This is a genomic window from Streptomyces sp. NBC_00377 (genome assembly GCF_036075115.1).
In the GTDB taxonomy this organism is placed as follows: Bacteria; Actinomycetota; Actinomycetes; order Streptomycetales; family Streptomycetaceae; genus Streptomyces.
This window is the reverse complement of record NZ_CP107958.1, coordinates 529,197-553,352: the sequence shown is the minus strand read 5'-3', so window position 1 is coordinate 553,352 and position 24,156 is coordinate 529,197. Positions and strand designations below refer to the sequence as shown.

The window sequence follows — 24,156 nt, the reverse complement described above, 5'->3', positions numbered from 1 at the left end:
GACCTCGCAACACGAGCACAGCACCCGGTAGGAGCACAGAAGAAGATGACAGCATCCGTACGACGGTCGAGTGCGCCGGCCACCCGCGTGGCCGCCGCACTCGCCGTCTGCGCCATGGCGCTCACCCCGTCCGCCGCGCAGGCGCAGACGCAGGTTCAGCCGTTGGCCAGGCAGCAGGCCCCCCTCGGCACGACACCCTGGAAGATGGCGTTACCGCTGTCGGGAGACGAGTCGACCGACTTCTACGACGTCACCGCGACGAGCAGGACCGACGCGTGGGCGGTCGGCAGGAAGATGGACGCGTCCTGGGCCACGACCCTCGTCGCCGAGCACTGGGACGGCACACGGTGGAGCGGTGTCCCTCTCGCGGCCACCGGCGGCAGAGCCGCGCAGCTGGAGGCAGTCGCCGCGTCCGGCCCGAACGACGTCTGGGCGGCCGGAACGTACACCGACATCGAAGTCGGCGCCGTCTCCTCGGCCGCCACCCGGAAGCCGGGGGGCCGCCGAGCCGGACGGCTGCCGGACACGCTCCTGGACCGGCTGCCCGACACCCTGGCGGACCGGCTTCGCGAGGGCTCCGCGCTCCCCGAACCCACCGGCTCGATCATGCTCCAGCACTGGGACGGCACCCGCTGGAAGCCGGTGACGCGTCCGGCACCCGCCGAGGGCTCCATCCGTTTCGTCCTGGAGATGAAGTCCGTCGGGACGGACTCCGTATGGCTGACCACCCTCGACTGGAATCCGACAGCGGACCCCGCCGATCCGGCCGCGGCGTACTCCGGGCAGCTGGAGCACTGGGACGGCCGCACATGGAGCCGTACGGCACTGCCCCAGGCGCCGGACGGCAGGCCGGTGGAACCCTTCGCCATCGCCGGCACCGCCCCCGACGACGTATGGGTCAGCGCGCAGACGGATGTCGACGGCGTCTCCACGCCGCTGCTCCATCACTTCGACGGCCGGCGCTGGACCGTGAAAACGGTCCCCGCCCCCTACGCGTACGGCCCCGGCTGGGTGGCCAACCACCTCGTGTCGACCAGACGCGGAACGGTTCACGTGTTCGGCAAGACCAACGATCCCCAGGTGCCGAGCGGACTGCTCGCCACGCGCTGGGACGGCCGCGCGTGGCGGCAGATACCCACCCCCGGGGTCGACGAGGTGAACGCCACGGGCACGGACGGCTCGGGGAACGTGTGGGTCGCCGGATGGCGGCCCCACGGCAGCAGCCATTCACTGCTCTCCCGCTGGGACGGCACCGCCTGGACCGAAGAGGAACTGCCGGCGGAACTCACCTCGACGAGCGAGGGCAGCACCGTCTTCGACATCGAGGGCATCCCCGGCACCCGCGCCGTACTGGCCGCGGGCAACGCCGGGTGTGACAGCGTCACGGGCGCGTGCGGCCTGCTGGTGTCGCGCGGGGTCCGCTGACGAAGACGGACCGTCCGTGGCCCGCACTTGTCCGCGGGCCACCGACGGCCCGTCAGGCGAGCAGTCGCCGACGCTCAAGGACGTACGCCCTGCGGCTCCACAGCGGCGCCGCTGACGACCTCCGCCAACTCGTCGGCCGACTCGGAGGTCAGACGGTAGAAGCCCTGGAGGCTGACCGACCGCTCGAGACGGCCCTCCACCACGTACTTCAGGTTGCGCGTCCGACCTCTGCGGTTACGCCAGGCCAGCCTCGGCAGGAGGTCGCCGGGGACCGGCACGTCGAAGCGCACGGGCGTCGCGTCCACATGCACCGCGGCGGCCCCGCACCCGCCTGCACCGAGCATCGACCAGTCGCCGTGCCCGGGGAACGACGCGTCCCGCCACGTCGCCGGAGCGGCGCCACAGCAGTCCCGTCGCTCCAGGTCGATCACCCGCATCCGGCTCACCACGAACACCTCACGCCGGTTGACGTGCAAGGCGTACACATCGTCCCCGGCACGGGCACCCGACCAGGCGGGCAGCGAGGAATGGACCCCGCTGAAAGCGACCGGCGGCTGCTCTCCCACGCGGCCCTCCCTGCGCAGGGCACGGCACGTGTCATGGGTCCACAGGACGGTGAAGGCATCAGACATGCGGTCATCCTAGGAACGAGGACTGACAGTGCTCCTCGGTGCCAGCGGAGTATCGACGACCGTGCTGCGGCGAGCCCATCGAGGCCGGGGAAGCCGGTGGCGTCTCGGTGTGCGATTTACGTGATTCCCCTGATGAAGCGGGGGCACGGCGCTGCCAGACTCGTCGCGCGGCCCCCCTGCGGACGAGCACATGTCAGCGGGGTGCCGGCAGGAAGGAGGCCCGAGTTGAGCAGGTACGTGCCGCTGATGGAGTTGTGGGCCCTGCTGGTAGCCCTGAGCACAGGGGTGGCCGTCATCGTGCGGCTGCACGCCGGGTACACGCGGCCCTACCTCGAGGTCACCACGGGTGTGGTGACCGAGCACACCTTCGTCTACGGGGACGAGCACAACGAGGGGGGTTACGTGCCGACGCTCGAATTCACCATCGCGACCGGCCGGTTGGTGCGTGCGAAGGCGAAGGGCAAACCGCTGAGCGAACCCGTGGAGCAGGGGACGGAGGTGTCCGTGCTCTACCGGCGGGACCGCCCCGACTCCTGGTGCCGTCTCGGTACCCTGGCCGACTACGAGCAGGAAGCGGACCCTGGCATCTGGCAGACGTGTCTGGGCGTTGCCCTGGTGTCCGGCCTGTTCCTCGGGCTGGTCGCCCTCATGGGGCTGCTGCCAGGGTAGGGAGCGGCGGACAACGGGGGCCGCCGGTGGGGTGAGGCGAGGAGGCGGCCCCAGCCTCCGTCGCCCCACGCGACCGCTGCCCACCGAAGAGGCCACGCCGTCGCGGGCCGCTCAACCGCCCGAGAGGGCGACGAGTTTGATGAACACGAGAGCGGGACCGGCGGTGAGATCCACGACTTCGTCGAGGTCCTCGACCTGGCGGTCACCCGCCAGCACGAAGAACCCGTTGGCCAGAAAGACGCGCTCGGCGGCCTCGGCCTGGCGTCGCCAGTCGATGCGGCGTGGCGTACGGAGCCGGTAGCCGTTCAGCTCGTTCTGAAGCCGCGTACCAGGACGTCGTCACCACCGGTACCGAGCATCTGGGCGCCGACCACAACATCGTCCTGATCGCCCGCAGTTCACTCACCATCCTGCGTCACGACCGCAACGGCGAAGGCGACAGCGCGGCCGTCGACGACATGACCGCCGTCGTCGCCGCCATGGAACGAACGCTCGGCCCCACCCATCCGACCGCGGCCGCCACCCGGCGACTCCTCACGCAGTGGCAGAGCGCACAGGCGGACAGCGGCGCACAGCCCCGGAAGGCGAAGGCAAGGACGGTGTGGGGCGACGGTACGCGGGCTGTCGCCCTTGCCCCTCTCCCTGTCCCGGTGCTTGTCTGCCCGGTGGCAGCGGTCCTCGTCGGTCCGGTCAGCCGTAGATCGCCACCCGGTACAGCGCCGCCGGCGCGTCGTCGACGGGGTGGGGCCGCGGTGTGCCGGACGAGGCGAGCTCGTTCCACCGATGCGTGGGTACCGCGACCGCCATCTGCCGCCTCCCGGCGGCACGGGTCCTCGCTGCCCGGCTCGCCCGGATCGAAGCGGCGATCCGCCCGGGCCTGCGCGGGGAGCGCGCGTGTCCACCGGTAGTGGGTCGCCCGCGGCGGACGCCGGCCGCTGGGGGTACGAGGCCGGCGCGCGAGGCAGCTCGGCGGGACGTCCGGTCGGGGCCGTCCCGCTCCGGACACCCGCACGACGGTGCTCAGCGCGACCGTGACCGTCGCGGTGGGGGCAGGGCGCTCAGCGCCTCCGGTGGGACGACGTGGTCGAGGAGGTGGAGAGGGGCCGGACGGACTCCGGCGGCTTCGGCGGCGTCCCAGTGGGCGAGGGCCCGGGGGAGGTCGACGAGGCCGTGGACGAGGGGGAGTCCCGTACCGGACTCCGGGCCGCCGGTGTGCGCGTGCAGGAGGGACTCCAGGCGGCAGGAGGCGAGGGTGCCGGGGAGGTGGAGCGCCAGGTGGTGCTGCGTCCGGGCGGTGGCGTGGCCGGTCAGGGCGGCAGCCGGGAGGTCCGGTGACACCTGCGTCTCGGTGGGGTCCAGGGCCAGCAGACCACCGCCGACGATCAGCACGTCCTGCGCCTGACGCATACGGTCCAGGGCTCGCGCGGTGTCGAAACAGTGCGGGAAGGAGTCGTCGACGACGATCGTGCCGGGCCGCAGCCGGTCGACATCCAACAGGGCCGTCGTGCCGGAGCTGACCGCCGTGACGATGACGTCGGCCGTGTCGTAGACCTCGGCGGGAAGGGTCCCGGCGTCGGCAGACTCGATGACCCTCACGGGCATCGTGGGCTGCTCGGCCGACAGTTCCGCAGCCAGGTCGCGAAGGCGGGGGGCGCTGCCGGGCAGGTCGCAGATCAGTAGACGCGCCGGTGGGCGGGGGCTGCGGGCGAGGAGCAGGCGTAGTGATGACGTGCCGATGGAACCGCAGCCGACGACGGCCAGCGTGAGGTGGGCGAGGTCACGGCTCGTCGCGACGAGGGCGGTGTGGACGGTCTTGACCACGGCGACGGTCGTGGCCGCGTGTCCGGTGGTCAGGGTTGTGGTGCTGGTCGTCCCGCCGGTGGCGTCGGTCGCCGAGGGCTCGCGCAGCACGTGGTAGCCGTAGCCGGTGAGCGACGGGATCATGCCGGCCAGCGAGACGCAACGGGCACCCAGGGATGAGGCGTGGTCGACGGCGCGCGCGGTGAGGGTGGCCAGGGCGGCCGGGTTGCCGGCGGAGAGCGGGTCGGCCAGTTCGTCGGCGAACAGCGGGAGCGATACGAAACCGGATACGCCCAGCGGAGTGGTCGTGGTCTCCAGCAGCCTGGCCCTGCCGTCCGGGAACAGGAGAGCGCGCAGGTGGTCGCGGTCGGGGACCGTGTGCGGGGGAAGTCCGGCCAGGGCAGCCAGGTGGTGCGGGGCGGGAAGGTAGCCGATGAGGGCGGCGTCGAGGGCGACGGGTGAAGGGCTGGGGGTGTCGCTGTGGCGGGAAGCTCCTTCCAGCTGACTTCTCAACGTATCTGCGAATGCGGCGAGTTCGGCGGTCGTGAGGGCGGTCGCCGACGCGCGGACCGTGACGCGCAGGCCCTCGCCCTCCGGGGAGGGCCGCACGGCCAGGAAGACGTCGGTACCCACCGGCGGCGGGGCGAGTTCGGTGTCGGCGTCGTCGGCCTGGAGGGTCAGGGTGGTGTCGGGGGGCGTGCCGAGAGCGCTGAAGTCGAGGAAGGTGAAGAAGAACTGAGCGCCACGGGGCAGACCTTGGGACGTAGGCAGGTCCAGAGGGCCGGTGGCGCGGGCCGCGACCGACTCGGTGGCGATACGGCGAAGGTCCGCCGCGAAGCCCGGGACCGGGCCGGGACCGGGGACGGGGTCGGGGACTGAGACTCGGACGAGCCCCGGGCGCAAGGCCACCGCCTCGCTGAACGGGCCGAAGACGCGGTGGGCGTCCCGCGTGCCCTCCTCCCGGCCGGTGACCGCCATGCCGAGGACCAGATCGCGGTGGCCGGTGAGGTCGGCGAGGGCCCGGTAGTACGCGGTGAGGACCGGCGCGTGCAGCGTGGTGCCGTTGGTGCGGGCGAGGCCACGCAGCGCGTGGGTGCGGTGGGCGTCGAAGGTGAAGGCGACGGTGTGGAAGCCGTGGGGGACGCGACCGGGATCGGATGTGCGTAGGAGGGGAGGGAGGTAGGGGGTGTGATGGCGGGCGCGGTAGTCCTGCGTCTGCGGGCCCGAAGGAAGCGCAGGGTCCGAGGGCCGCCGGTCCGAGGGCTGCGGCTCCGGAGCTTGCGGGTCCGGGGCTTGCAGACCCGGGCCTTGCGGGTCCGGGACTTGGAGACCCGGGGCCTGCGGGTCCGGAGTGTACGAGCCCGGGGCCTGCGGGCCCGGTGCCAGAGGCTTCGTGGACCGGTGGTGAGCGGTCCGGCTGAGGACATGGTCGCGGAAGGTGGAGTGCAGGGGCTCCAGACCGTGGGGGAGTCCGCGTTCGAAACGGCCGTACACGGTGAGGAGTTCACGGGTGAGGAGGGCCGCGCTGTAGCCGTCGCCGATGAGGTGGTGGGCGTGGACGAGCAGCACGTGTTCGTCCGGCGCGACGGTGAAGAGGCGCAGGCGCAGCAGGGGCCACGCCCAGGGTTCGAAGCGGCGACGAGCCTCGGCGGCGGCCCGTTCCTCCAGCAGGCCGGGGTGGGTCAGGGTCTCCGTCTCGACGGGGAGCCGCAGCGAGACCGGGAGTTCCTGCTGCACGGGTGGGCGGACGCCGGAGGGGAAGACCGTGCGGAGCATGGGATGCCGGACGATGAGGACGTCGACGGAGCGTTGGAACACGTCCGGGTCCAGGGGACCGCGGATACGGAAACGGGCGAGCCATGCGGGGTTGCTGCCCGGAGCACCGGACTCACCGTTGGTGTCCGCCCTGCTCGAGGCGATGGCGTCGGCCAGGAGAAAGCCCTGCTGGGAGGGGGTGAGGGGGTAGGGGTCGAGGGCGGCCGCCGGCCCTGAACTCCGACTCCCGGCCGCTGCGTCCATGCCGGTGGCCGTGACGGGGACGGTGGCGGTGGCGGTGGCGTCGATGGCGGTCGCCAGGGCGCTCAGCGTGCGGTGCGTGTAGACCGCGGTCGGGCGGGGCAGCGCGGGGCGTTCCCGGCGCAGTCGGGCGAACAGTTCCAGCACGGTGATGGAGTCGCCGCCGAGGGCGAAGAAGTCGTCCTGGCGGCTGATGCCGGACTCCGGTACGTCCAGCAGCTCGGACCAGGCATGCGCCAGCAGGTGCTCGGTGGGGGTCGCGGGAGGCGTGGACGCGGGCACGGGGCGGATGGCTTCCCCTCGGGTCGCGAGCCGGTTGCGATCGATCTTGCCCGTGCCGGTGAGCGGCAGGGCCGGGAAGGAGCGGATGCGGGCGGGGAGCATGTACGGGGGCAGGATGCGGGCGAGGAAAGCACGTATCCCGCGGGGGTCGGGGGTGTGCGTGCCGGTCCTGGGCTCGACGTGGGCCACGAGCCGTCCGTCGACCAGCAGTACGGCCGCGCGGGCCACCGCGGGGTGGGCGAGCAGGGCGGCCTCGACCTCGCCGAGTTCCACGCGGTGGCCGCGGACCTTGACCTGGTCGTCGAGCCGGCCCACGAACTCCAGTGTCCCGTCGACCGTACGGCGGACGCGGTCGCCGCTGCGGTACCAGCGGCGTCCGCCCCGTTCGGTGAAGGCGGCGTTCGTGAGGTGGGGGTCGCCCAGGTAGCCGGGGGTGAGCCCGGTTCCGGCGATGAGGAGTTCGCCGGACTCGCCGGGGGCGCGTTCACTTCCGTCCTCGCCGATCACGGTCACCTCGGCGCCGGTGATCGGGCGGCCGATGGGGAGATGGCGTACGTCGTCGGCGGGCCGGGTGTCGATGATGTGGCAGGTGGCGTTGATGGTGGTTTCAGTGGGGCCGTAGAGGTTGGCGACCCGGTGGGGGAGCGGGTGGTGGCTGTGGTCGGTCTGGGCGCCCAGGAGGTCGAACCAGCGGCGTACGTGGGCGGCGGGCAGGGCTTCGCCGCCCACATGGACCCAGCGCAGGGCGGAGAGGTCGGGGGCCGTGCCGTTCCGGCGGGAGCGTTCTTCGGCGGCGGTCAGCAGGCGTTCCCACAGGGTCGGGACCGAGCTCCACACCGTGATCCGGTCCGCGACGACGCGGTCGAGCAGGGCTTCGGGGTCGCGCAGCAGGTCGCGCGAGAGGGTGTGCACCGTGGCGCCGCTCAGCAGCGGGGCCAGCAACTGCCGTACGGAGGCGTCGAAACAGACCGACGCGGTCTGTGCGAGCCGGTCCCCCGGGCCGTAACCGAAGGTGGCCAGCGACCAGTCGAGGTAGTTCGCCATCGACCGGTGGGTGATGGGGACGGCTTTGGGACGGCCCGTCGAACCGGAAGTGAAGATGACGTAGGCGATGGCCTCGGGGTCGGGGGCGGGGTCGGGATCGAAGGTGGGGGTCGCCGGGCCGGTGACCGCCGCGGTGTCGGCGGGTCCGGCCACGGTGACCCGGGTGATGCCGGCCAGGCCGGTGGCCGCCTCGTGGGTCGCCGCGTGGCAGACCAGGACGCGAACTCCGGTGCGAGCCAACTGCTCCCGGTGCCGGGCGGTGGGGTGGGTGGTGTCCAGCGGTACCCAGCCGGCGCCCGCCCGCAGGATGCCCACGACCGCGGTGACGGTGTCCGTGCCGCCGGGTTCGGTGAGCAGTCCGACCAGGTCACCGGGGCGTACGCCGTGGGCGCGCAGCCGGGCGGCGAGGGTGGCGGACGCGGTGTCGAGGGCGGCGTAGGTGAGCGTGGCCGGGCCGCCGGTGGCGACTGCGACGGACTGGGGAGTGGCGCGGAACCGGGCACACAGACGGGCGACGATCCCGCCGCCGTCCCCTCCCCCCGAACCGTCGGCGATCCCTGCACCGACAGCGCTGCCTGCGGCCCCTGCCCTCCCGGCACCGCCTGCGTTCTCCGCGGTGCCCGTGGTGTCTGTGGATTCCATGAGTTCCGCGGGTTCCGCGGGTTCCGTGGCGTTCGCGGTGGAGACCGGGCCGGTGGAAGGGTGCGGGGCCGGGATCGGGTGGGCTGACGGGTGGGTGACGGCGGCGCGCAGCTCGCTGACGTACTCGTCGGCGAGGCGGCGCACGGTCTCGGGGCGGAACAGACGGGCCGGGTAGTTCCACGACAGGCGCAGGGCGGCGTCGGCCTCCCAGCACAGGAGACCGAGCCGGGTGGCGGCGGAGGCGGTGGCCGCGGCCGTGGGGGTGACGGTGACCGGCCAGTCGGGACCGTGGGCCACGGGGAAGCGGGCGAAGCTGAATCCGGCTTCGGCCACCGTGCGCGGCGCCGGGCCCGTGGCGGGGTGCAGTTGGGACAGCAGCCGCGCGAAGTCCGGGCTGCTCAGGGTCGCGTGGGACTCCGCCTCCCGCCAGATCCGCCGTAGCCGGTCGGCGAGCGTGGCGACCGGTTCGACGGGGTCGACGTCCACGAAGACTGGCAGGATGTCGGCAAGCGGCCCCACCAGACGGTCGATGCCGACGATCGGCAACTCCCGCCGCGCCCGCGCCACGTTGACCGCGACGGCCCGCCGCCCGCTCCACCGCGAAAGGCAACGGCCGTACACCGCCAGCAGCAGGTGGAACAACGAGACCCCGTTCCGCGCCGCGGTCTCGCGAAGCGCGGCGGTCAGTACCTCGTCGACGCGGGTGCGGTGGTGGGTGAGAGGCGGGGCAAGAGACGCTTCCGGGGCGCCGTCGTACGGCAGGGAGTCCGGTGTCGTCGGTGTGGCAGGGGTGTGCTCGGCGAGGCGGTCGCGCCAGTACCGCTGGTCCCGGGTGAACGCCGGAGACCGACGCTCGGCGCTCACGGCGGCCAAGTAGTCGGCGAACTCGGCCCGTGGAAGGAACGGTTCACTGTTGCTCTCGTCCTCGTCCTCGACCCCGACGCCGTCCTCGACCCCGACCTCCTCGCCTCGGGCGAGGGCTGTGTAGAGCGACCAGAGGTCCTCGGCGAGAAGCTTGAGGCTGTAGCCGTCGGCGGCGGCATGGTGGACGACCAGGAGCAGGTGGGCGAGATGCGGATCGTCACCGTCGGGGACCAGGACGGCTCGTACCGGGTCCTCCGCCGTCAGGTCGAACGGGCGGTTGCACAGCTCCAGTTCCAGCGGTGTCGGATCCTGCGGTTCCCGGACCTCGTACCAGGGTGGTGCCGTGTCCACCGGGCCGGCGGGGGTGGCGTACTGGCGGGGGCGGAAGTCGCCGTCGCGGATGATCCGCATCCGCAGCATGGGGTGGCGGGTGGCGAGGTGGGCGAGTGCCCGGCCGAGGACGGCGGTGTCGAGGGGCCCGCTGACGCTCTGGCGTACGTAGCCGTAGGCCGTGATGCCCTCGTGGAGGGTCTCGGTGGTGTGGAAGGCGAGTTGGAGCGGGGTGAGGGGGAGAGTCTCACGGGCGTCGGCCGTGGCCGTGGTCGGCGGTGCCGGCGGGGGCGGGGCGGGGCTCGGTGCCGGCTCCGTGCTGGTCGCCAGATGGGCGGCCAGTTCGCCGATGGTGCGGTGCTCGAAGAAGAGGGTGGCCGGCAGGGGCCGGCCGAGTTCGCGTTCCAGGCGGCGGGCGAGGTCGACGGCGCCGAGCGAGTCCAGGCCGAGGGCGAGGAACTGTTCGTCGTCACCGATGTCCTGCGGTGAGCGATGCAGGGCGTCGGCGAGGAGGCGGCGAATGACGGCGGAGACGTGCGACGAAGCGGTGGTGGTGGGTCGGGTGGCCGTGCCGGCGGGGGGAGTGCGGTCGGTGCGCGCGGGCGGTGCGTCGGGGTCTTCGCGTCGGCCGGCGTCCTGCGGGTGGGCGCCGGCGGGGGCCGTCTGCGTGGGGACGGGTGCGGGGCTCGTGCCGCCCACGCCCGTCACCAGTACGTGTGCCGCGTCCAGGCCGACCGCCGCGTGGAGGCCCGCCAGTGCGGCCCGGGCGGTCATGGGGGCCAGGGCCTGCGCGGGGCCGTGTGACGGGGGTCGGGTCCGCGGACTTGTCCCGCCGGCGAGGCCCGTGCCGAGGACGGGGCCGAAGGCGATCGTCTGCCAGGGCCGGCCGGCCGCGCGTTCCGCGGTGGCGAAGGCGTCGAGGAAGGAGTTGGCGGCGGCGTAGTCGCCCAGGGCGCCGGCCAGGCCGGGCAGCACGGCGGCGACGGACGAGAAGACGACGCGGGCGGCGTCGTGGTGGCCGTGCCGGCGCAGGGCCTCGGCGAGCAGTGTGGTGCCGCGCACCTTCGCGGCGAGTACGGCCTCGATCTCGTCGTCCGGTTTGCCGCGCAGACTGCCGGGGCGTGCCGTGCCCGCGGCGTGGAACACCGCGGTCAGGGACGGCAGTCCGGCAACGAGTTCGTCGACGTCGTCCGCGTCGCCGACGTCGGCCGCCTGGTAGCGGGCGTGGGCGCCGAGGGCGCGCAGTTCGGTGAGCAGGGTGCGCGGTGGGGTCGAGGTCCGGCCCGTGAGGACGAGGGTCGGGGTGCCGCGTTCCGCGAGGTCACGGGCGAGCGCCGAACCGAGGCCGCCTGCGCCGCCGGTGATCAGGTAGGTGCCGTTCGGGGGCAGGGCTGCCGCGGAGACAGGCGGGGTGAGGCTCGCGGCCGTACGTGTACGGGCGAGTCGGCGGCCGGTCCGCCAGGCGACGGTGCCGCCCGCACCCCCGCGTCCACCGGCTCCGGACTGGGTGGCGACGGCGCGCAACTCCTGTTCCAGCGCGCTCAGTTGAGCGTCGAGGGTGTCCTGGGACGACAGGTCGACGCTCAGGGAGGACAGCCCCGGTAGTTCCTCGGGGAGGGCCAGGGCGAAACCGTGCAGGAGGGCCTGGGCGGGGCGGGGGCGGGCGGTGGTGTCGCCCCTGCCGGTGGTGTAGGCGTTCTCCGTGACGAGCAGCAGGCGGGCAGGGGCCGTGCCGAGCGCCGACAGGACTTCGCGCAGGGCGGAGAGGGCGGCGCCGGTGTCCGGCTGCGGCCCTGCGGTTTCACCGGCGAACCACAGCACGGCCACCGGGTCGGCTGTTTCCTCGGCCTCCGCCGAGGCTTCGCACCGGTCCGGCGCAGACTCCCACGCCGGTTCCGGTCCCAGCACTGTCACTCCGCGCCTGGTGAGCCGGTCGGTGAGGGATCGCCGCAGCGGGGTGTCGGCGCCGGTCAGCCGTACGGCGCGGGGGCCGGGGGCGACGGTCAGCGGGGCATCGTGCCAGAGGAGGGGCTGCGGGGCGGGTATGCCGTCCGGGGAGAGGAGTGCCGTCGGGGGCTCGGGCGCCGTGCCGGGCTCGGGCGCCGTACCGGGCTCGGGCGCCGTGCCGAGCCTGTCCGGCCAGTGGTGGCCACGCTGGAAGGGGTACGTCGGGACGGGGACCCGTCGCCGCACCGTGCTCCGGGCCGGAGACGACGGGGACAGCGGGGTCCCAAGGGTCCAGAGCAGGCCGACGGTGTGCAGCAGACCCCCGGCTCCCGATACCCGATCGGCTTCGGCCGCAACGTCCCCTTCGGCCGCAGCCTCGGCTGCCGCTGCCGCTGCCGCTGCCGCTGCCGCTGCCGTTGCCGTTGCCGTTGCCGCTGCCGTTTCGGCTTCGGCCGCTGCCCGGGATCGTGACGGGGCTCCGCGTTCCGCCACGGCCACGGGGCTCAGTCGCGCCTCGGCTGTCGGTACGGCTCCGGTCTCCGTCCCCGGGCCCACCGGGTCTCTCCCGTGGCCCCGGCGGTCTGGCGCGGCGGGCAGTGCGGAAAGGACCGCCACGTCCGAGGGCCCGGCGCCGGAATGCGCGGTGGCCGCGGCGCGGATCGGCCCGGAAAGGGAGGCGCCGGCGCCGAGTTCGACGAACGTGTCGTAGCCCTCGTCGAGGAGCCGGGCGACGGCGGCACCGAAACGGACGGGGCGGATCGCGTGGTCGCGCCAGTAGCCGGAACCGGGGGCCAGGTCAGGGCCCCACAGACCGGTGACCGTGCTCAGCATCGGGACGGTGGCCGGATGGACCGTCAGCGCCTTCGCCGCACTGTCGAGCGGGCCGAGCACCGGGCTCAGCATCGGGGAGTGGAAGGCGTGCGAGACGCGGAGATGGCGGGCGGCCACACCACGGGCGGTGAGGACCGAGACCGCCCGGTCGACGCTCTCCGCGTCGCCCGCCAGCACCACCTGAGCGGGTGAGTTGACGGCGGCCACACAGAGCGTGCCGTCGGATGCGGCGACCACGTCGGCGACGGTGTCCTCGTCACCCCGTACGGCCGCCATGGCGCCCCGCGCGGCCGGCCCGCCCATCAGGCGCCCGCGTTCGGCGGCGAAACCGACCGCGTCGGCCAGGGACAGGGAGCCGGCGACGCACGCGGCGGCGATCTCGCCGACACTGTGCCCCACGACCGCGTCGGGTTCCACGCCCCACGCGGCCAGCTGGGTGGCCAGCGCCACCCCGAACGTGACCAGCAGTGGCTGCGTCACCTCCGTCCGCGCCAGCGACGCGGGGTCGGCTTCCTCGTCCAGACACCAGGCGCCCAGAGTGCGGCCGAGCACGGGGCCGGTGAGGGACGAGGCCTCCTCCAGGACGTCACGGAAGACGGGTGCCGAACGGTACAACCGACGTCCGAGACCGGGCTGTTGGGCCCCCTGGCCGGGAAAGACGAAAACCGTGCGGGGCCGTGTCCGCACGGGCTTCGTCGCCACGCTCACGGAAGCCGTCCGCCCGAGGGATTCGAGGGCAGCGGTCGCGCCGACTGCTTGGAGCCGCTCCGCGAGATCCCCTTGCGCCACCACGGCCAGCCGGTAGGGACCCTCGTCGCGGGCGGTGTTGACGGTGGCGCACACGTCCCCCTCGTCCAGTTCGGGATGCGCCCGCACATACGCGGCCAGCTCGGCGGCGGCCACGCGCAGCGCACTCCCGGTGCGGGCGGACAGCGTCAGGAGGTGCGGCCCTTCGGTGGCCCGGGACGGCGCGGGCGCCGTGGCAGCCGTCGCCTCGGCCGGATCCCTCGGCGCCTCCTCGAGGACCGCGTGGGCATTGGTGCCGCCGAAACCGAAGGAGTTGACGCCGGCGATCAGTGGTCCACCCGCCACGCCCACCCAATCCTGGTGCTCGGTGACAAGACGGAAGCCGGGGGCGGCGTGTTCGAGGAAGGGGGCGGGCGCGGTGGCGTGGGGGGAGGGCGGGAGCCGGCGGTGGGAGAGAGCGAGGACGACCTTGACGAGGGCGGGCATTCCGGCCGCGTTGAGGAGGTGCCCCAGGTTCGCCTTGACCGAGCCGAGCCGGCGCGGGACGCCGTCACCACGGGGCGGGAACGCCTGGCCGAGCGACTGTGCCTCCACGGGGTCGCCGATCGGCGTACCCGTGCCGTGCGCCTCGACATACGACACGTCGGCCGGGTCGACGCCGCACTCCTCGTACGCCCGGGTGATCACCTCGCGCTGGCCGCGCGGTGTGGGGGCGAGCAGGCTGAGCGAGCGGCCGTCGTTGTTCACAGCCGTACCGCGTACGAGTGCGAGGACCGGATCGTGGGCGGTGCGGGCGTCGTCGAGGCGGGCGAGGACGATCGCGGCGCCCCCCTCTCCGGGTACGAAGCCGTCCGCGTCGGCGGCGAAGGCGCGGCACCGGCCGGTCGGCGACAGTGCGCCCGTCGCTTCGAGAAGGCGGTGACCGGTCGTGGTCAGGCCGAGGTTGACGCCGCCGACCACCGCGAGGTCGCACTCGCCGGACAGCAGGCTGCGCCGGGCCAGGTGCAGGGCGACCAGCGCGGAGGAGCAGGCCGTGTCGACGGCCAGGGCGGGGCCGTTGAGGTCCAGTGCCTGGGCGACACGGGCGGGGATCAGGTTGGGGAGGTTGCCGGTGAGGGCGCCCGGATGGCGGGCCAGGTCCCCGTCGGCGGCCGCGGCCAGGATCTCGGGATACCCGCTGTCGCCGGTCGCCGCGAAGATCCCGACCCGGCGGCCCGTCCGTCCGGGACCCGCGTATCCGGCTCGCTCCAGCGCCTCGTGGGCCAGTTCCAGGAAGATGCGGGCCTGCGGATCGGTCGCCCGCGCCTCCGCGTCGTCCATGCCGAAGTAGCCGGCGTCGAAGGCCGCCGGGTCGGGGAGGAAGGAGCCGAAACGGGGCGCTCGGCCGGGCTCGTCGTTCCCGCGCCGGCCCTCGGGCGGCTCGCCGACCGTCTCGCCACCGGCGGCGAGCAGCTCCCAGAAGTCCTCGGGTGTCTCTCCGCCGGGAAACCGGCAGGCCACGGAGAGAACGGCCAGCGCTTGGCCACCGGCGCCGGACCCTGTGGAAGCCGCGAGCCCGGTCGGGGCGGGGAGAGCCGCGCGATGAGCCGCGTCGTGCCCGTGGCCGCCACCGGCCGGTCCCGCCCCGGCCCCGGGGTGCCTGCCGGCACCCGGTCCCGACTGCGCGTCCCCGCCCGCGTCCACAGCCGCCGCCAGCGCGAGCACATGCCCGGCCAGGCCTTCCACCGTGTCGTGCTCCCGCAGGGCGCCCGGCTCCACCGTTACGGAGAACGTGTCCTCCAGCCCGGCCAGCACGGCCATCGCCTTGAGCGAGGACCCGCCGAGGTCGAAGAACCGATCCTGGAGGCCGACCTCGGACACCGGCAGCTCCAGTACCCGCGCCCAGAGCCCCCGCACCGACTCCCGAACCTCGCTCAGGGACCTGGGCGCGATCGCTCGCACCCCGTCGGTCCCTCCCGCCACCGTGGCCGCTGTCTCGACCCAGCGGCGTTCCGCCGCCGCGTACCGGCCGTCCTCGAAGCGCGCGCGCAGCACCCCACGGCGCAGTTTTCCGCTGGTGGTACGCGGGAAAGCGCCCGGTGGCAACGGCAGTACCCGTACGTCGTCGTGGCCGAGGGTTTCCCGCAGTCGCCCGGCGGCGGCGCGGAGCACCGGTGCGGCGGCGGAGGGCTCGGGCCGTGCCCACTGAACGAACGCGACGACCCGCTCGCCCCCGCCGTCCGGGTCGGTCGACCCCACGACCGCAACGGCCCCCGCCGGCAGCCCCGGCGTCGCGGTGACCGTCTGTTCCAGGTCCGAGGCGTGGAACGTACGGCCGTTGACGAACACCACGTCCTTGTGACGCCCGGTGACGCACAGCCGTCCGTCCCGCAGGAAGCCCAGGTCGCCGGTGCGCAGCCAGCCGTCACCGCCGAACGCCTCCGCGCTCGCCTCGGGCGCCCGGTGGTACCCGCGCCCCGACTGCGGCCCCCGCACCTCCACATGTCCGACCCGTCGGTCCCCCCGGACGCGTCCGGACGCGCCGGTGATCCGGACCTCGCAGCCCTCCACCGGCCGCCCGAGATCCATCAACTCCACTGCGTGCGCTCCCGGTTCGGTGTCCACCACCCGTCCCCGGCTGAGCGCCGCCCGGTCCACTGCGAGCGGGGTCGCGGTCTCGCCGAGCGGCGGTACGGTGACGGCGAGGGTGGCCTCGGCCAGGCCGTACACCGGGAGCGGAGCACGCGGGTCCAGTCCCGCCGCCGCCGTTCGGGCCGTGAACTCCCGCCACACGCGCGGTGCGATGGGCTCGGCGCCGACGAGCAGCAGGCGCACACAGCCGAGGTCGAGGCCGGCGAGCTCGGCGGCGGGGACGCGGCGTACCGCGAGGTCGAGGGCGAAGTTCGCAGCCGACAGGAGCGTCGCGCGGTGGCGGGCGGCGGTCTCGAACCACAGGGCGGGCCGTTTGGCGAAGGACAGCGGCTCGATCCGTATCTGCTTCAGGCGTGCGGCCATGGGGACGAGATGCGTGCCGATGAGTCCCATGTCGTGGAAGTACGGCATCCAGGTCGCGAGGACATCGTCCGAGGTGATCGCCATGGCGGCGCGGATCTGGTGGAGATTGGCGAGTACCCCGGCGTGGGTCAGTTCCACGCCCTTGGGGGCGCCCGTGCTGCCGGAGGAGAACTGGAGGAACGCGACGTCGTCGGGGGCGGGCCGGGGGAGTTGCCGCGGCGGGCGGCCGCGACGGAGTTCGTCCAGCCGCAACACTCCTGCTCCGGGGCCGAGTCGGGGGTCCGATTCCTCGATCGTCCCGGTGACGAGGGCGGTCGTCGACTCGTCCGTCACCACGGGCGGCCTGCCGAGGAGTTCCCGGACCGGGCCGATCCGGCGCGGCTCCGGGGCGAGGGGGACCGGTACGGCGCCCGCGGCCAGCGCGCCCCAGAACATCGGCTGGAAGGCGTCACCGCGGTCGGCGACCAGCGGCAGCGGGGCGCCGGGCGCCAAGCCCGCCGCTATGAGCCCGCCCGCCACCCGCAGTGCGTCGTCCCGGAGTTCGGCGAACGTGACCGTGTGCTCGCCGCCGTCTCCCCGGACATGCACGACGGTCTGCCCGGGGGTCTCCCGCGCCGCCCCGAGCAGCACGTCCAGCAGCGTCGACGCCGCTGCGCCGTTCACACCCTCATGCGATCTCTCCACCTGCGGACCCTATAAGCCGGCCGTCACACGTGGGTCCCACCGCCGAGCGCCCGCACCGAGGCGCACACGGGCCGCACCCCTGCCGCGCCGCGACCGCCGACACGGACGGCCAGCGCGGTTGCCCTCAACGGCTGCTCACTGTGCCCCGTCGTGTGCACCCGTGCTCTCGAAGCGCCGGTCGTCGGCCGTCTGGCGGCGTGCGGACCATGTGCCGGTGAGCTGCCGGGCCGCCGGGCGACCGGTACGCCGTCGCTACGCGAGGAACACCTGCCGGGAGTCGACGTTCGCCCTCCAGAACCCGGAGGTGTCCGCGCAGACCACCGCCGAGCGGCGGGCAACCGCACATGGACGTCGACCTGCCCAACCGACGCCGGCCCCGCACATCTCCCCCGCGATCGAGGGAACCCCGGACCGCGCGTACCGCTCTCACCGTCCGAGAGAGGGGGACGCCGAATGAAGTTCATGACCCGCCACGCGCCCGTCGCGGTGCTGCTCGCATGCTGCTGTTTACCGCTGACCGCCTGCGGCACGGAACGCCCGGGGACGCACGCGGCCGCGCCCGGACCGGAATCGTCCGCGGCGGACGAGACGAGCGACGACGGCCAGGCAGACCTTCCCGACACCACGAGCGATGATCAGGGCACTCTTCCTGACACGACGAGCGATGATCAGGGCACTCTCCCCGACACCACGAGCGACGACCAGGGCAGCCTTCCTGACACCACGAGCGACGACCAGGGCACCCTTCCTGACACCACGAGCGACGACCAGGGCACCCTCCCCGACACCACCACCGATGATCAGGGCAGCCTCCCCGACACCACCACGGACGACACAGGGGACGACGTGCCGGTGGACGGCCCGCACCGCTGGTTCCCGATGCTCCGTGAATTCCGCGCCTACCTCGCAGCGAGCGTCCCCAGGGCGGACGCAGCCATCGCCGCGCACGTGACAAGCGTCCACATCCGCGTGCCTGCGGGCAGTGCCCGCAGCGTGGCCGTGGTCCGGGTCGACTACGGCGTGTCGGAACAGGAACGGGCGGACCGCACCGCGAGTGTCTTCGCCCGATGGCGGAGTTCCGTGTACGGCGATCACGGCCACGTGGAGGTCCTGGGTCCGGCGAAGACCACCGCCGTGAAGGACTGGTGACCGACGGCCGTACCGGCTGAGCGACCGCGCGCAACGGTGCGACCGGCGCCGCTCACAGGCGTTTGCGGCGTCGGTCGGAAACGGCGCGCAGGGCCGGCGCGGCCGGGCGGTCGACGGGTACGAAGCGGGTGCCGTCGCAGCGATGAGTTTGCCGGAGCCCACAGGTCTACCTGTCGACAGGCACGATCAACTCATCGGGAGCAAGACATGGGCCTCATCCACATCGAGCTGTTCGCGACCCTCGACCTCGTCGGGCAGTCGCCCGGGGGCCCCGACGAGGACCCGGAGGGGTTCCCGTTCGGCGGCTGGCAGGCGCCCCTGATGGACGAGGCCGCCGGGGCGCAGGTGAGTGCCGCGTACGAGGGCACGGACGCCCTCCTGCTCGGCCGGCGGACGTACGACATCTTCGCCGCCTACTGGCCGCATCAGAAGGGCGGCCAGGACAACGGGATCGCCACGCTTTTCAACAGCGTCCCGAAGTACGTGGCGTCCCGCGGCAGGCCCGACCTCTCGTGGGCCGGGTCGACACATCTTGGTCCGGATCTGGCCGGCGCGGTGCGCGAGATCCGTGAGAAGCACGAGCACGTGAAGGTCGTCGGAAGCCTGGACCTGGTCCAGACCCTCCTGCGTGAGAAGCTCTTCGACCGTCTCGACCTCTGGGTGCACCCGATCGTGCTCGGCGTCGGGAAGAAGGTCTTCGACGGTGGCGCGGTGCCCACGAACATGAACCTCCTCGAACCGCCGGCCGTCAGCCCGAAGGGCACCGTGTACCTGCGCTACGGGCTCGCCGACGGCACGCCCGGGACGGGGGACATGAGTGCACCCGATCGCGGTGTCGGACGCGCGGACTGAAGCCGTCCGGCGTCGGGTCGGTGCGTGCCGTCGGCAGGTCCGGCCGCTACCGGCCAGGCCGACGGCACCGGCGGGAGCACGGCGCTCCCGGCACCGGGCCCCGCGCCCCCGGCAGACCACGGGTCCACGGCTGTCGTTCCGGTACTCGTCGACGTTTCCGGTCGTCATCCACGATCTGTCCACATGATCCGCATTACGGGACTTCTCCATTTGATGTCCTCCGGACCCTGCCGCGAAGTCGAAGTCGAAGTCGAAAGTCGGCCGGTGCTCCGTTTCGGCGTCCGTGTTTTTTTATGCTCCGACCGTCGACCGGTCTTTTCCGAAGCGCGGAGCGCGACGGGCCCGAGCTGCCGGTCGTTTTCGAATCGGATTCAATTCCGGCCGCGACGGGAGCTGTGGCGGTCAACGGCGGCCGCGTGGCGCTGCGCCGCTGGCGGCGTCCGGCACCGCCCCGGGCGACGTGGTGCAGTCCGGGGCGCAGACCAGGTCGACGGCCCGGTCGGCCGCACCGCCGTCGTGCCGCCGCACCCGACGGTCGGCCGTACCGCCGCCGTACGGCGGGCCGGCCGTCGGGACTCGGTCGGGTCCTGCACCCAGGGGTTGCCCTCTTTCCGGTGTCCGTGCTGATCACGGACGGTTTCCCGGCCGGTCGTGGTGACGGGAAACAGGAAACCCGTCGACCTCCCGGGCCCCGGCGGTCAGTCTGATGCCGAGAGACCGAGCACGACCTGCGACCAGGCAGGACGACCGCAAGGGGGAAACATGCGCAAGTTGTTCAGTGGGGCCGTCGCACTGGCCACCGCCGCCACGGCGATGGTGGCGCTGACCGGCACGGCCGAAGCCAAACCGGCCGCCGACTGGGCAGGGTGCCCGTCCGGCGCCGTCTGTATCTACCCGCAGAACCAGAGCCCCGCCCAGAGCCCGAGCAACGTCTACTACACCTACGGCCCCCACGACCTGAACAACCAGGTGGGCTGGCACTGGGTCCTCAACAACCAGACCGGTGGCGCCTCGGCACAGCTGTGCCTGAACTACGGCGGCACGAACTGCAACTACACCATCGCGGCCCAGAACGGGGTGTGGGCCGACCTCACGCCGGTCAACTCGATCAAGCTGAACCGGCCGTAAGTCCATTCTCACGGGGGAACGTCCGGAATCGCTTTCGCGGTTCCGGGCATCCGTGTTTCCGCCATTCCTTCGCGCCACGCCGGTGAAAGGCCGATCAGCCCCGTATTCCCGCAGTACCCTGAGCGTCGGCCGTTTCACGGCTCATGCGCGCGACACCCGGGGGACGTGGTGGGGGAGCAGCAGCACACCGGCGATCGACGTGAACCGCCACCGCTCGACGGACCTGTTCCGGAATTCCCCGCCCAGCTGAGACGACTCCGCCGACAGCGCGGGCTGTCGCTCGCCGACATGGCCCGGCAGACGCACTACAGCAAGGGCTACCTCAGCAAGATCGAGACGGGTGCGAAGCGGGCCACCGTCGATGTCGCGCGGCGTTGTGACCAGATCCTGGAGGCTGAGGGCGGCTTGCTGCGGCTGCTGACGAGGCCCCCGGAACACGCCGAGGAAGCCGACGACGTGGAGACGACCGGGGAGACGGCGAAAGCGGAGACCACGGACGGCGCGCCGGCCGAGGGGGACGGCGCTGCCGTGCCCGGGCGGGTGGAGTTCGACGCCGTCTGCCCCTACCGAGGGCTGTCGGCGTTCACCGCGCAGGACGCGCAGTGGTTCTTCGGCCGCGAGCGGGCCACCGCCGCCCTGGTCGAGAGGGTCTTCGAGCGGGTCGGCAGCGGGCCCCTGATGGTCGTCGCCCCTTCGGGCGCCGGTAAGTCGTCCCTGTTCAACGCCGGTCTCGTCCCGGCCTTCCGGAACCCGGGCGGCTTCCCCATGCCGGGCGTCGAGCGGTGGCCCGTGGTGGTGTTCACGCCCACCGCGCATCCGCTGGAGGAACTGCTGACCGGCGTCGCGAAGGCACTCGACGGTGATCTCGGCGTCAGCGTGCGGCAGTTGCGGGACCGGCCCGAGGTCCTGTTGGAAGCGGTGCGGCGCAGGGCGGACGACAACGCCCGCGCCGACGGGGACAGACGGCCACCGCCGGTGCGTCCGGTGCTCCTCGTCGACCAGTTCGAGGAACTGTTCACGCTCTGCTCCGACGAGGACGAGCGGCGTGCCTTCGTCCGGGTGCTGTGCGCGTTGTCGACGGCTCGCCGTCCGTCGGATCCCGCGGACGGTCCCGGCGGTGATCCGGCCGTGGTGGTCCTCGGCCTGCGCGCCGACCTGTCCGGCCGGTGTATCGAACTCCCCGAACTGGCACCGGTGTTCAGCGACGGGTTGTTCGTACTGCCCCCGATGTCCGTCGCCGGACTGCGGGAGGCGATCACCCGTCCCGCCGAACTCGCGGGACTGACCCTGGAGTCCGGTCTCGTACCCCTTCTGCTGCGCGACGCCGGCCTGCGCGACGAACCGGCTGGACTGCCCGGCGACGGATCCGACGCCGGGCGCGCCCTGCCGGACGTCACCCCCTCAGGTGCGCTGCCGCTGATCTCCCACGCGCTGCTCACCACCTGGCAGCGGCGGGAGGGTGCCACCCTGACCGTCGCGGGGTACGAACGCACCGGCGGGATCCGGGGAGCGGTCGCACGGACCGCCGAGGACGTGTTCGCCGGCCTGTACCCGAGCGAGCAGCAGACGATCCGCAGGATTCTGGTGCGCCTGGTCCACGTGGCCGACGGCACCGGGCCTGCGCGGTGCCGGACGAGCCGGGCCGCGCTGATGGAGCGGTCGGCCGGCACGGACGGCGCCACGGCCGCCCTGGACGCCTTCGTGCGGGCCCGTCTGATCACCGCCGACCGCGACACGGTCGAGATCGCGCACGAGGCCCTGCTGCACGCCTGGCCCCGGCTGCGCGGCTGGATCGACGCCGACCGGGACGGACTGCTGATCCATCAGCAACTCGCCCACGCCGCCGACGAGTGGGAGCGCGAGGACGGCGATCCGTCCGCTCTCTACCGCGGGACGCGGCTGGACACGGTCCGGATGTGGGCCGGGGAACTCGACGGCCGCAGCCGGCTCAGCGCGCAGGAGGAGGCGTTCCTGAGCGCGAGCCTGGCCGAGGAGGCCGATCGGCAGCGGCAGGCCCGGCGGCAGATCCGGCGCCGGCAGGGGACGCTGGCCACTCTGGTCGTGCTGCTGACCCTCGCCGTCCTCGCCGGAGCACTGGCGTATCGGCAGCGCTCGGACGCGCTGCATCAGGAGCGGGTCGCCCGCTCCAGGGCACTCGCCGCGCAGTCCGCCTCCCTGGCCGCCGGCCAGCCCGAGGCTTCGATGCGGCTCGCCGAGGACGCCTACCGTTCCCAGGTGACGCCCGAGGCGCGCGGCGCCCTGCTGAGCACCCAGACACAGCCCTTCTCGGCCCGGCTCGGCGGGTACCGGGGGCCGGTCAACTCGGTGGCTTTCGCCCCTGACGGGAAAACGCTGGCGACGGCCAGTTCGGACGGCACCGTGATGCTGCGCCGTCTCGCGGACCGTCGTACGACCGCCACGTTCACGATGTCCGGACAGGTGCGGTCGGTCGCCTTCAGCCCCGACGGCCGTACGCTCGCCGCGGGTGCCACGAACGCGCCGGTGCGGCTGTGGGACACGGCCCGCCACCGTACGAAGGCGGTGTTGCCGGCGAGTACCGGAGGCGCCCGGGCCGTGGCCTTCGACCCCCGTGGCCGCACGCTGGCCGTCGCGGCGGGCGACGGCACGGTCCAGGTGTGGGACACGGACCGCGGACGCCGCATCGTCTCCTTCACCGGTCACGTCGGGCAGGTCGACGCGCTGGCGTACGCGCCGGACGGCCGGACGCTCGCGTCCGCCGGCGCCGACCGGACCGTCCGCCTGTGGGACACGGTGCGCGACCGGCCGTCGGGCGTGCTGCGAGGGCACAACGACGAGGTGTACGGCGTGGCGTTCGCACCGGACGGCCGGAGCCTGGCCAGCGGGGGAGCCGACCGGACCGTACGCCTCTGGGACCTGGCACGACACCGGACGACCTCGGTCCTGACCGGGCACAGTGACGACGTCAACGCGGTCGCCTACACCCCGGACGGCGCCACGGTCGTCAGCGCGGGAGGCGACGGCACCACCCGTTCGTGGGACGTGCACAGCGGAATGCAGACGCTGACGCTCACCGGTCACACCGACTACACGATGGGCGTGGCGGTGAGCGCCGACGGGACCAGGCTCGCCACGGCCGGGTTCGACCAGTCGGTGGTGCTGTGGGACCTGCGCGGGCCGGTGCTGACGGCCCGCCCGTACACCGAGGTCTGGCAGTCCGCCTACAGCCCCGACGGGAGACTGCTGGCGAGCGCGGGCACCGATCACACGGTGCGGCTGTGGGACGTGGTGCGACACCGGCCCGTCGCGACACTGCGCGGGCATCGCTCGGCCGTGTTCTCGGTGGCGTTCGCGCCCGACGGACGGACGCTGGCCTCGGCCGGTTCCGACGGCACGGTCCGGCTGTGGGACGTTCTCACCCACCGTCCCCTGGCCACGCTCGCCGGACATCACGGCGACGTCTTCTCCGTGGCGTTCGCCCCGGACGGTGCGCTGCTGGCCTCGGCGGGCGCCGACCGCACGGTGCGGCTGTGGGACGTGCCTACCCGCCGTCCCCTGGACACGCTCACCGGCCACACGGACTTCGTCAACGACGTCAGCTTCAGCCCCGACGGGCGCACGCTGGCGAGCGCGGGTGACGATCTGACCGTACGGCTGTGGGACGTCGCGAGCCGACGGCCGCTGGCCACGCTCACCGGGCACAGGGGCGCGGTACGGGCAGTGGCGTTCGGCCCGGACGGCCGGGCGCTGGTGAGCAGCGGCAACGACGGGACCGTGCGTCTGTGGGATGTCCGCCGCAGACGTCCGTCGGCGGTGTTGCGAGGCCACACCGGCTCGGTGCGGGGCATCGCGTTCTCCCCCGACGGCCGTCTGCTGGCCAGCAGCGGCAGCGACCGTACCGTGCGCCTGTGGGACGTCGCCGAGCGGCGGCCGTGGGCGACACTGACCGGGCACACGAACGCGGTGTGGGGCACGGTGTTCGCCCCGGACGGGCGGACGGTCGCCAGCAGCAGCAACGACGGGACCGTACGGCTGTGGAACCTCGACGTGTCCGCCCGCTTCGCCGCGATCTGCCGGCTGCACCTGTCCGCGGCGGGTCCGTCCGCGTGCCCGCCCGGATGACGGCGACGCCGGGTCACGC

8 protein-coding genes are annotated in these 24,156 nt (G+C 73.3%); 6 read left to right on the top strand and 2 right to left on the bottom strand.

Translation table 11 applies throughout. The features are described from left to right. The first annotated feature begins 45 nt into the window (after positions 1-45). A complete protein-coding gene (locus tag OHS71_RS02665; RefSeq protein WP_328476359.1) occupies positions 46-1,425 on the top strand; it encodes a hypothetical protein in 1,380 nt (459 codons plus the stop codon). Positions 1,426-1,499: 74 nt separating this feature from the next. Here the strand turns inward: OHS71_RS02665 and OHS71_RS02660 are convergent, their stop codons facing one another. Then, positions 1,500-2,057, bottom strand: a complete 558-nt coding sequence (locus tag OHS71_RS02660; protein ID WP_328476357.1) for a hypothetical protein — start codon at positions 2,055-2,057, stop codon at positions 1,500-1,502. A gap of 225 nt (positions 2,058-2,282) precedes the next feature. On the opposite strand from OHS71_RS02660, the gene OHS71_RS02655 reads away from it, so the two are divergent. Further along, complete coding sequence (locus OHS71_RS02655; protein WP_328476355.1) at positions 2,283-2,726, top strand: DUF3592 domain-containing protein; 444 nt, start codon at positions 2,283-2,285, stop codon at positions 2,724-2,726. A 1,020-nt stretch (positions 2,727-3,746) separates the two neighbouring features. Here OHS71_RS02655 and OHS71_RS02645 read toward each other — a convergent pair. After that, positions 3,747-16,907 (bottom strand): non-ribosomal peptide synthetase/type I polyketide synthase, encoded by a 13,161-nt coding sequence (locus OHS71_RS02645; RefSeq protein WP_328476353.1) that lies wholly within the window; start codon positions 16,905-16,907, stop codon positions 3,747-3,749. A 453-nt stretch (positions 16,908-17,360) separates the two neighbouring features. Between OHS71_RS02645 and OHS71_RS02640 the strand changes: the two genes are divergently transcribed. From OHS71_RS02640 to OHS71_RS02625, 4 genes are all read left to right on the top strand, one after another. Then, on the top strand, positions 17,361-18,056 hold the full coding sequence (locus tag OHS71_RS02640; protein ID WP_328476351.1) for a hypothetical protein: 696 nt from the start codon (positions 17,361-17,363) through the stop codon (positions 18,054-18,056). A 207-nt stretch (positions 18,057-18,263) separates the two neighbouring features. Then, positions 18,264-18,908 carry a dihydrofolate reductase family protein gene (locus tag OHS71_RS02635; protein WP_328476349.1) on the top strand — a complete coding sequence of 215 codons (645 nt, stop codon included), beginning with the start codon at positions 18,264-18,266 and terminating at the stop codon, positions 18,906-18,908. A 762-nt stretch (positions 18,909-19,670) separates the two neighbouring features. Beyond that, positions 19,671-20,036, top strand: a complete 366-nt coding sequence (locus OHS71_RS02630; protein ID WP_328476347.1) for a hypothetical protein — start codon at positions 19,671-19,673, stop codon at positions 20,034-20,036. A 165-nt stretch (positions 20,037-20,201) separates the two neighbouring features. Beyond that, positions 20,202-24,137, top strand: a complete 3,936-nt coding sequence (locus tag OHS71_RS02625) for an nSTAND1 domain-containing NTPase (RefSeq protein ID WP_328476345.1) — start codon at positions 20,202-20,204, stop codon at positions 24,135-24,137. The last annotated feature ends 19 nt before the right edge of the window (positions 24,138-24,156 follow it).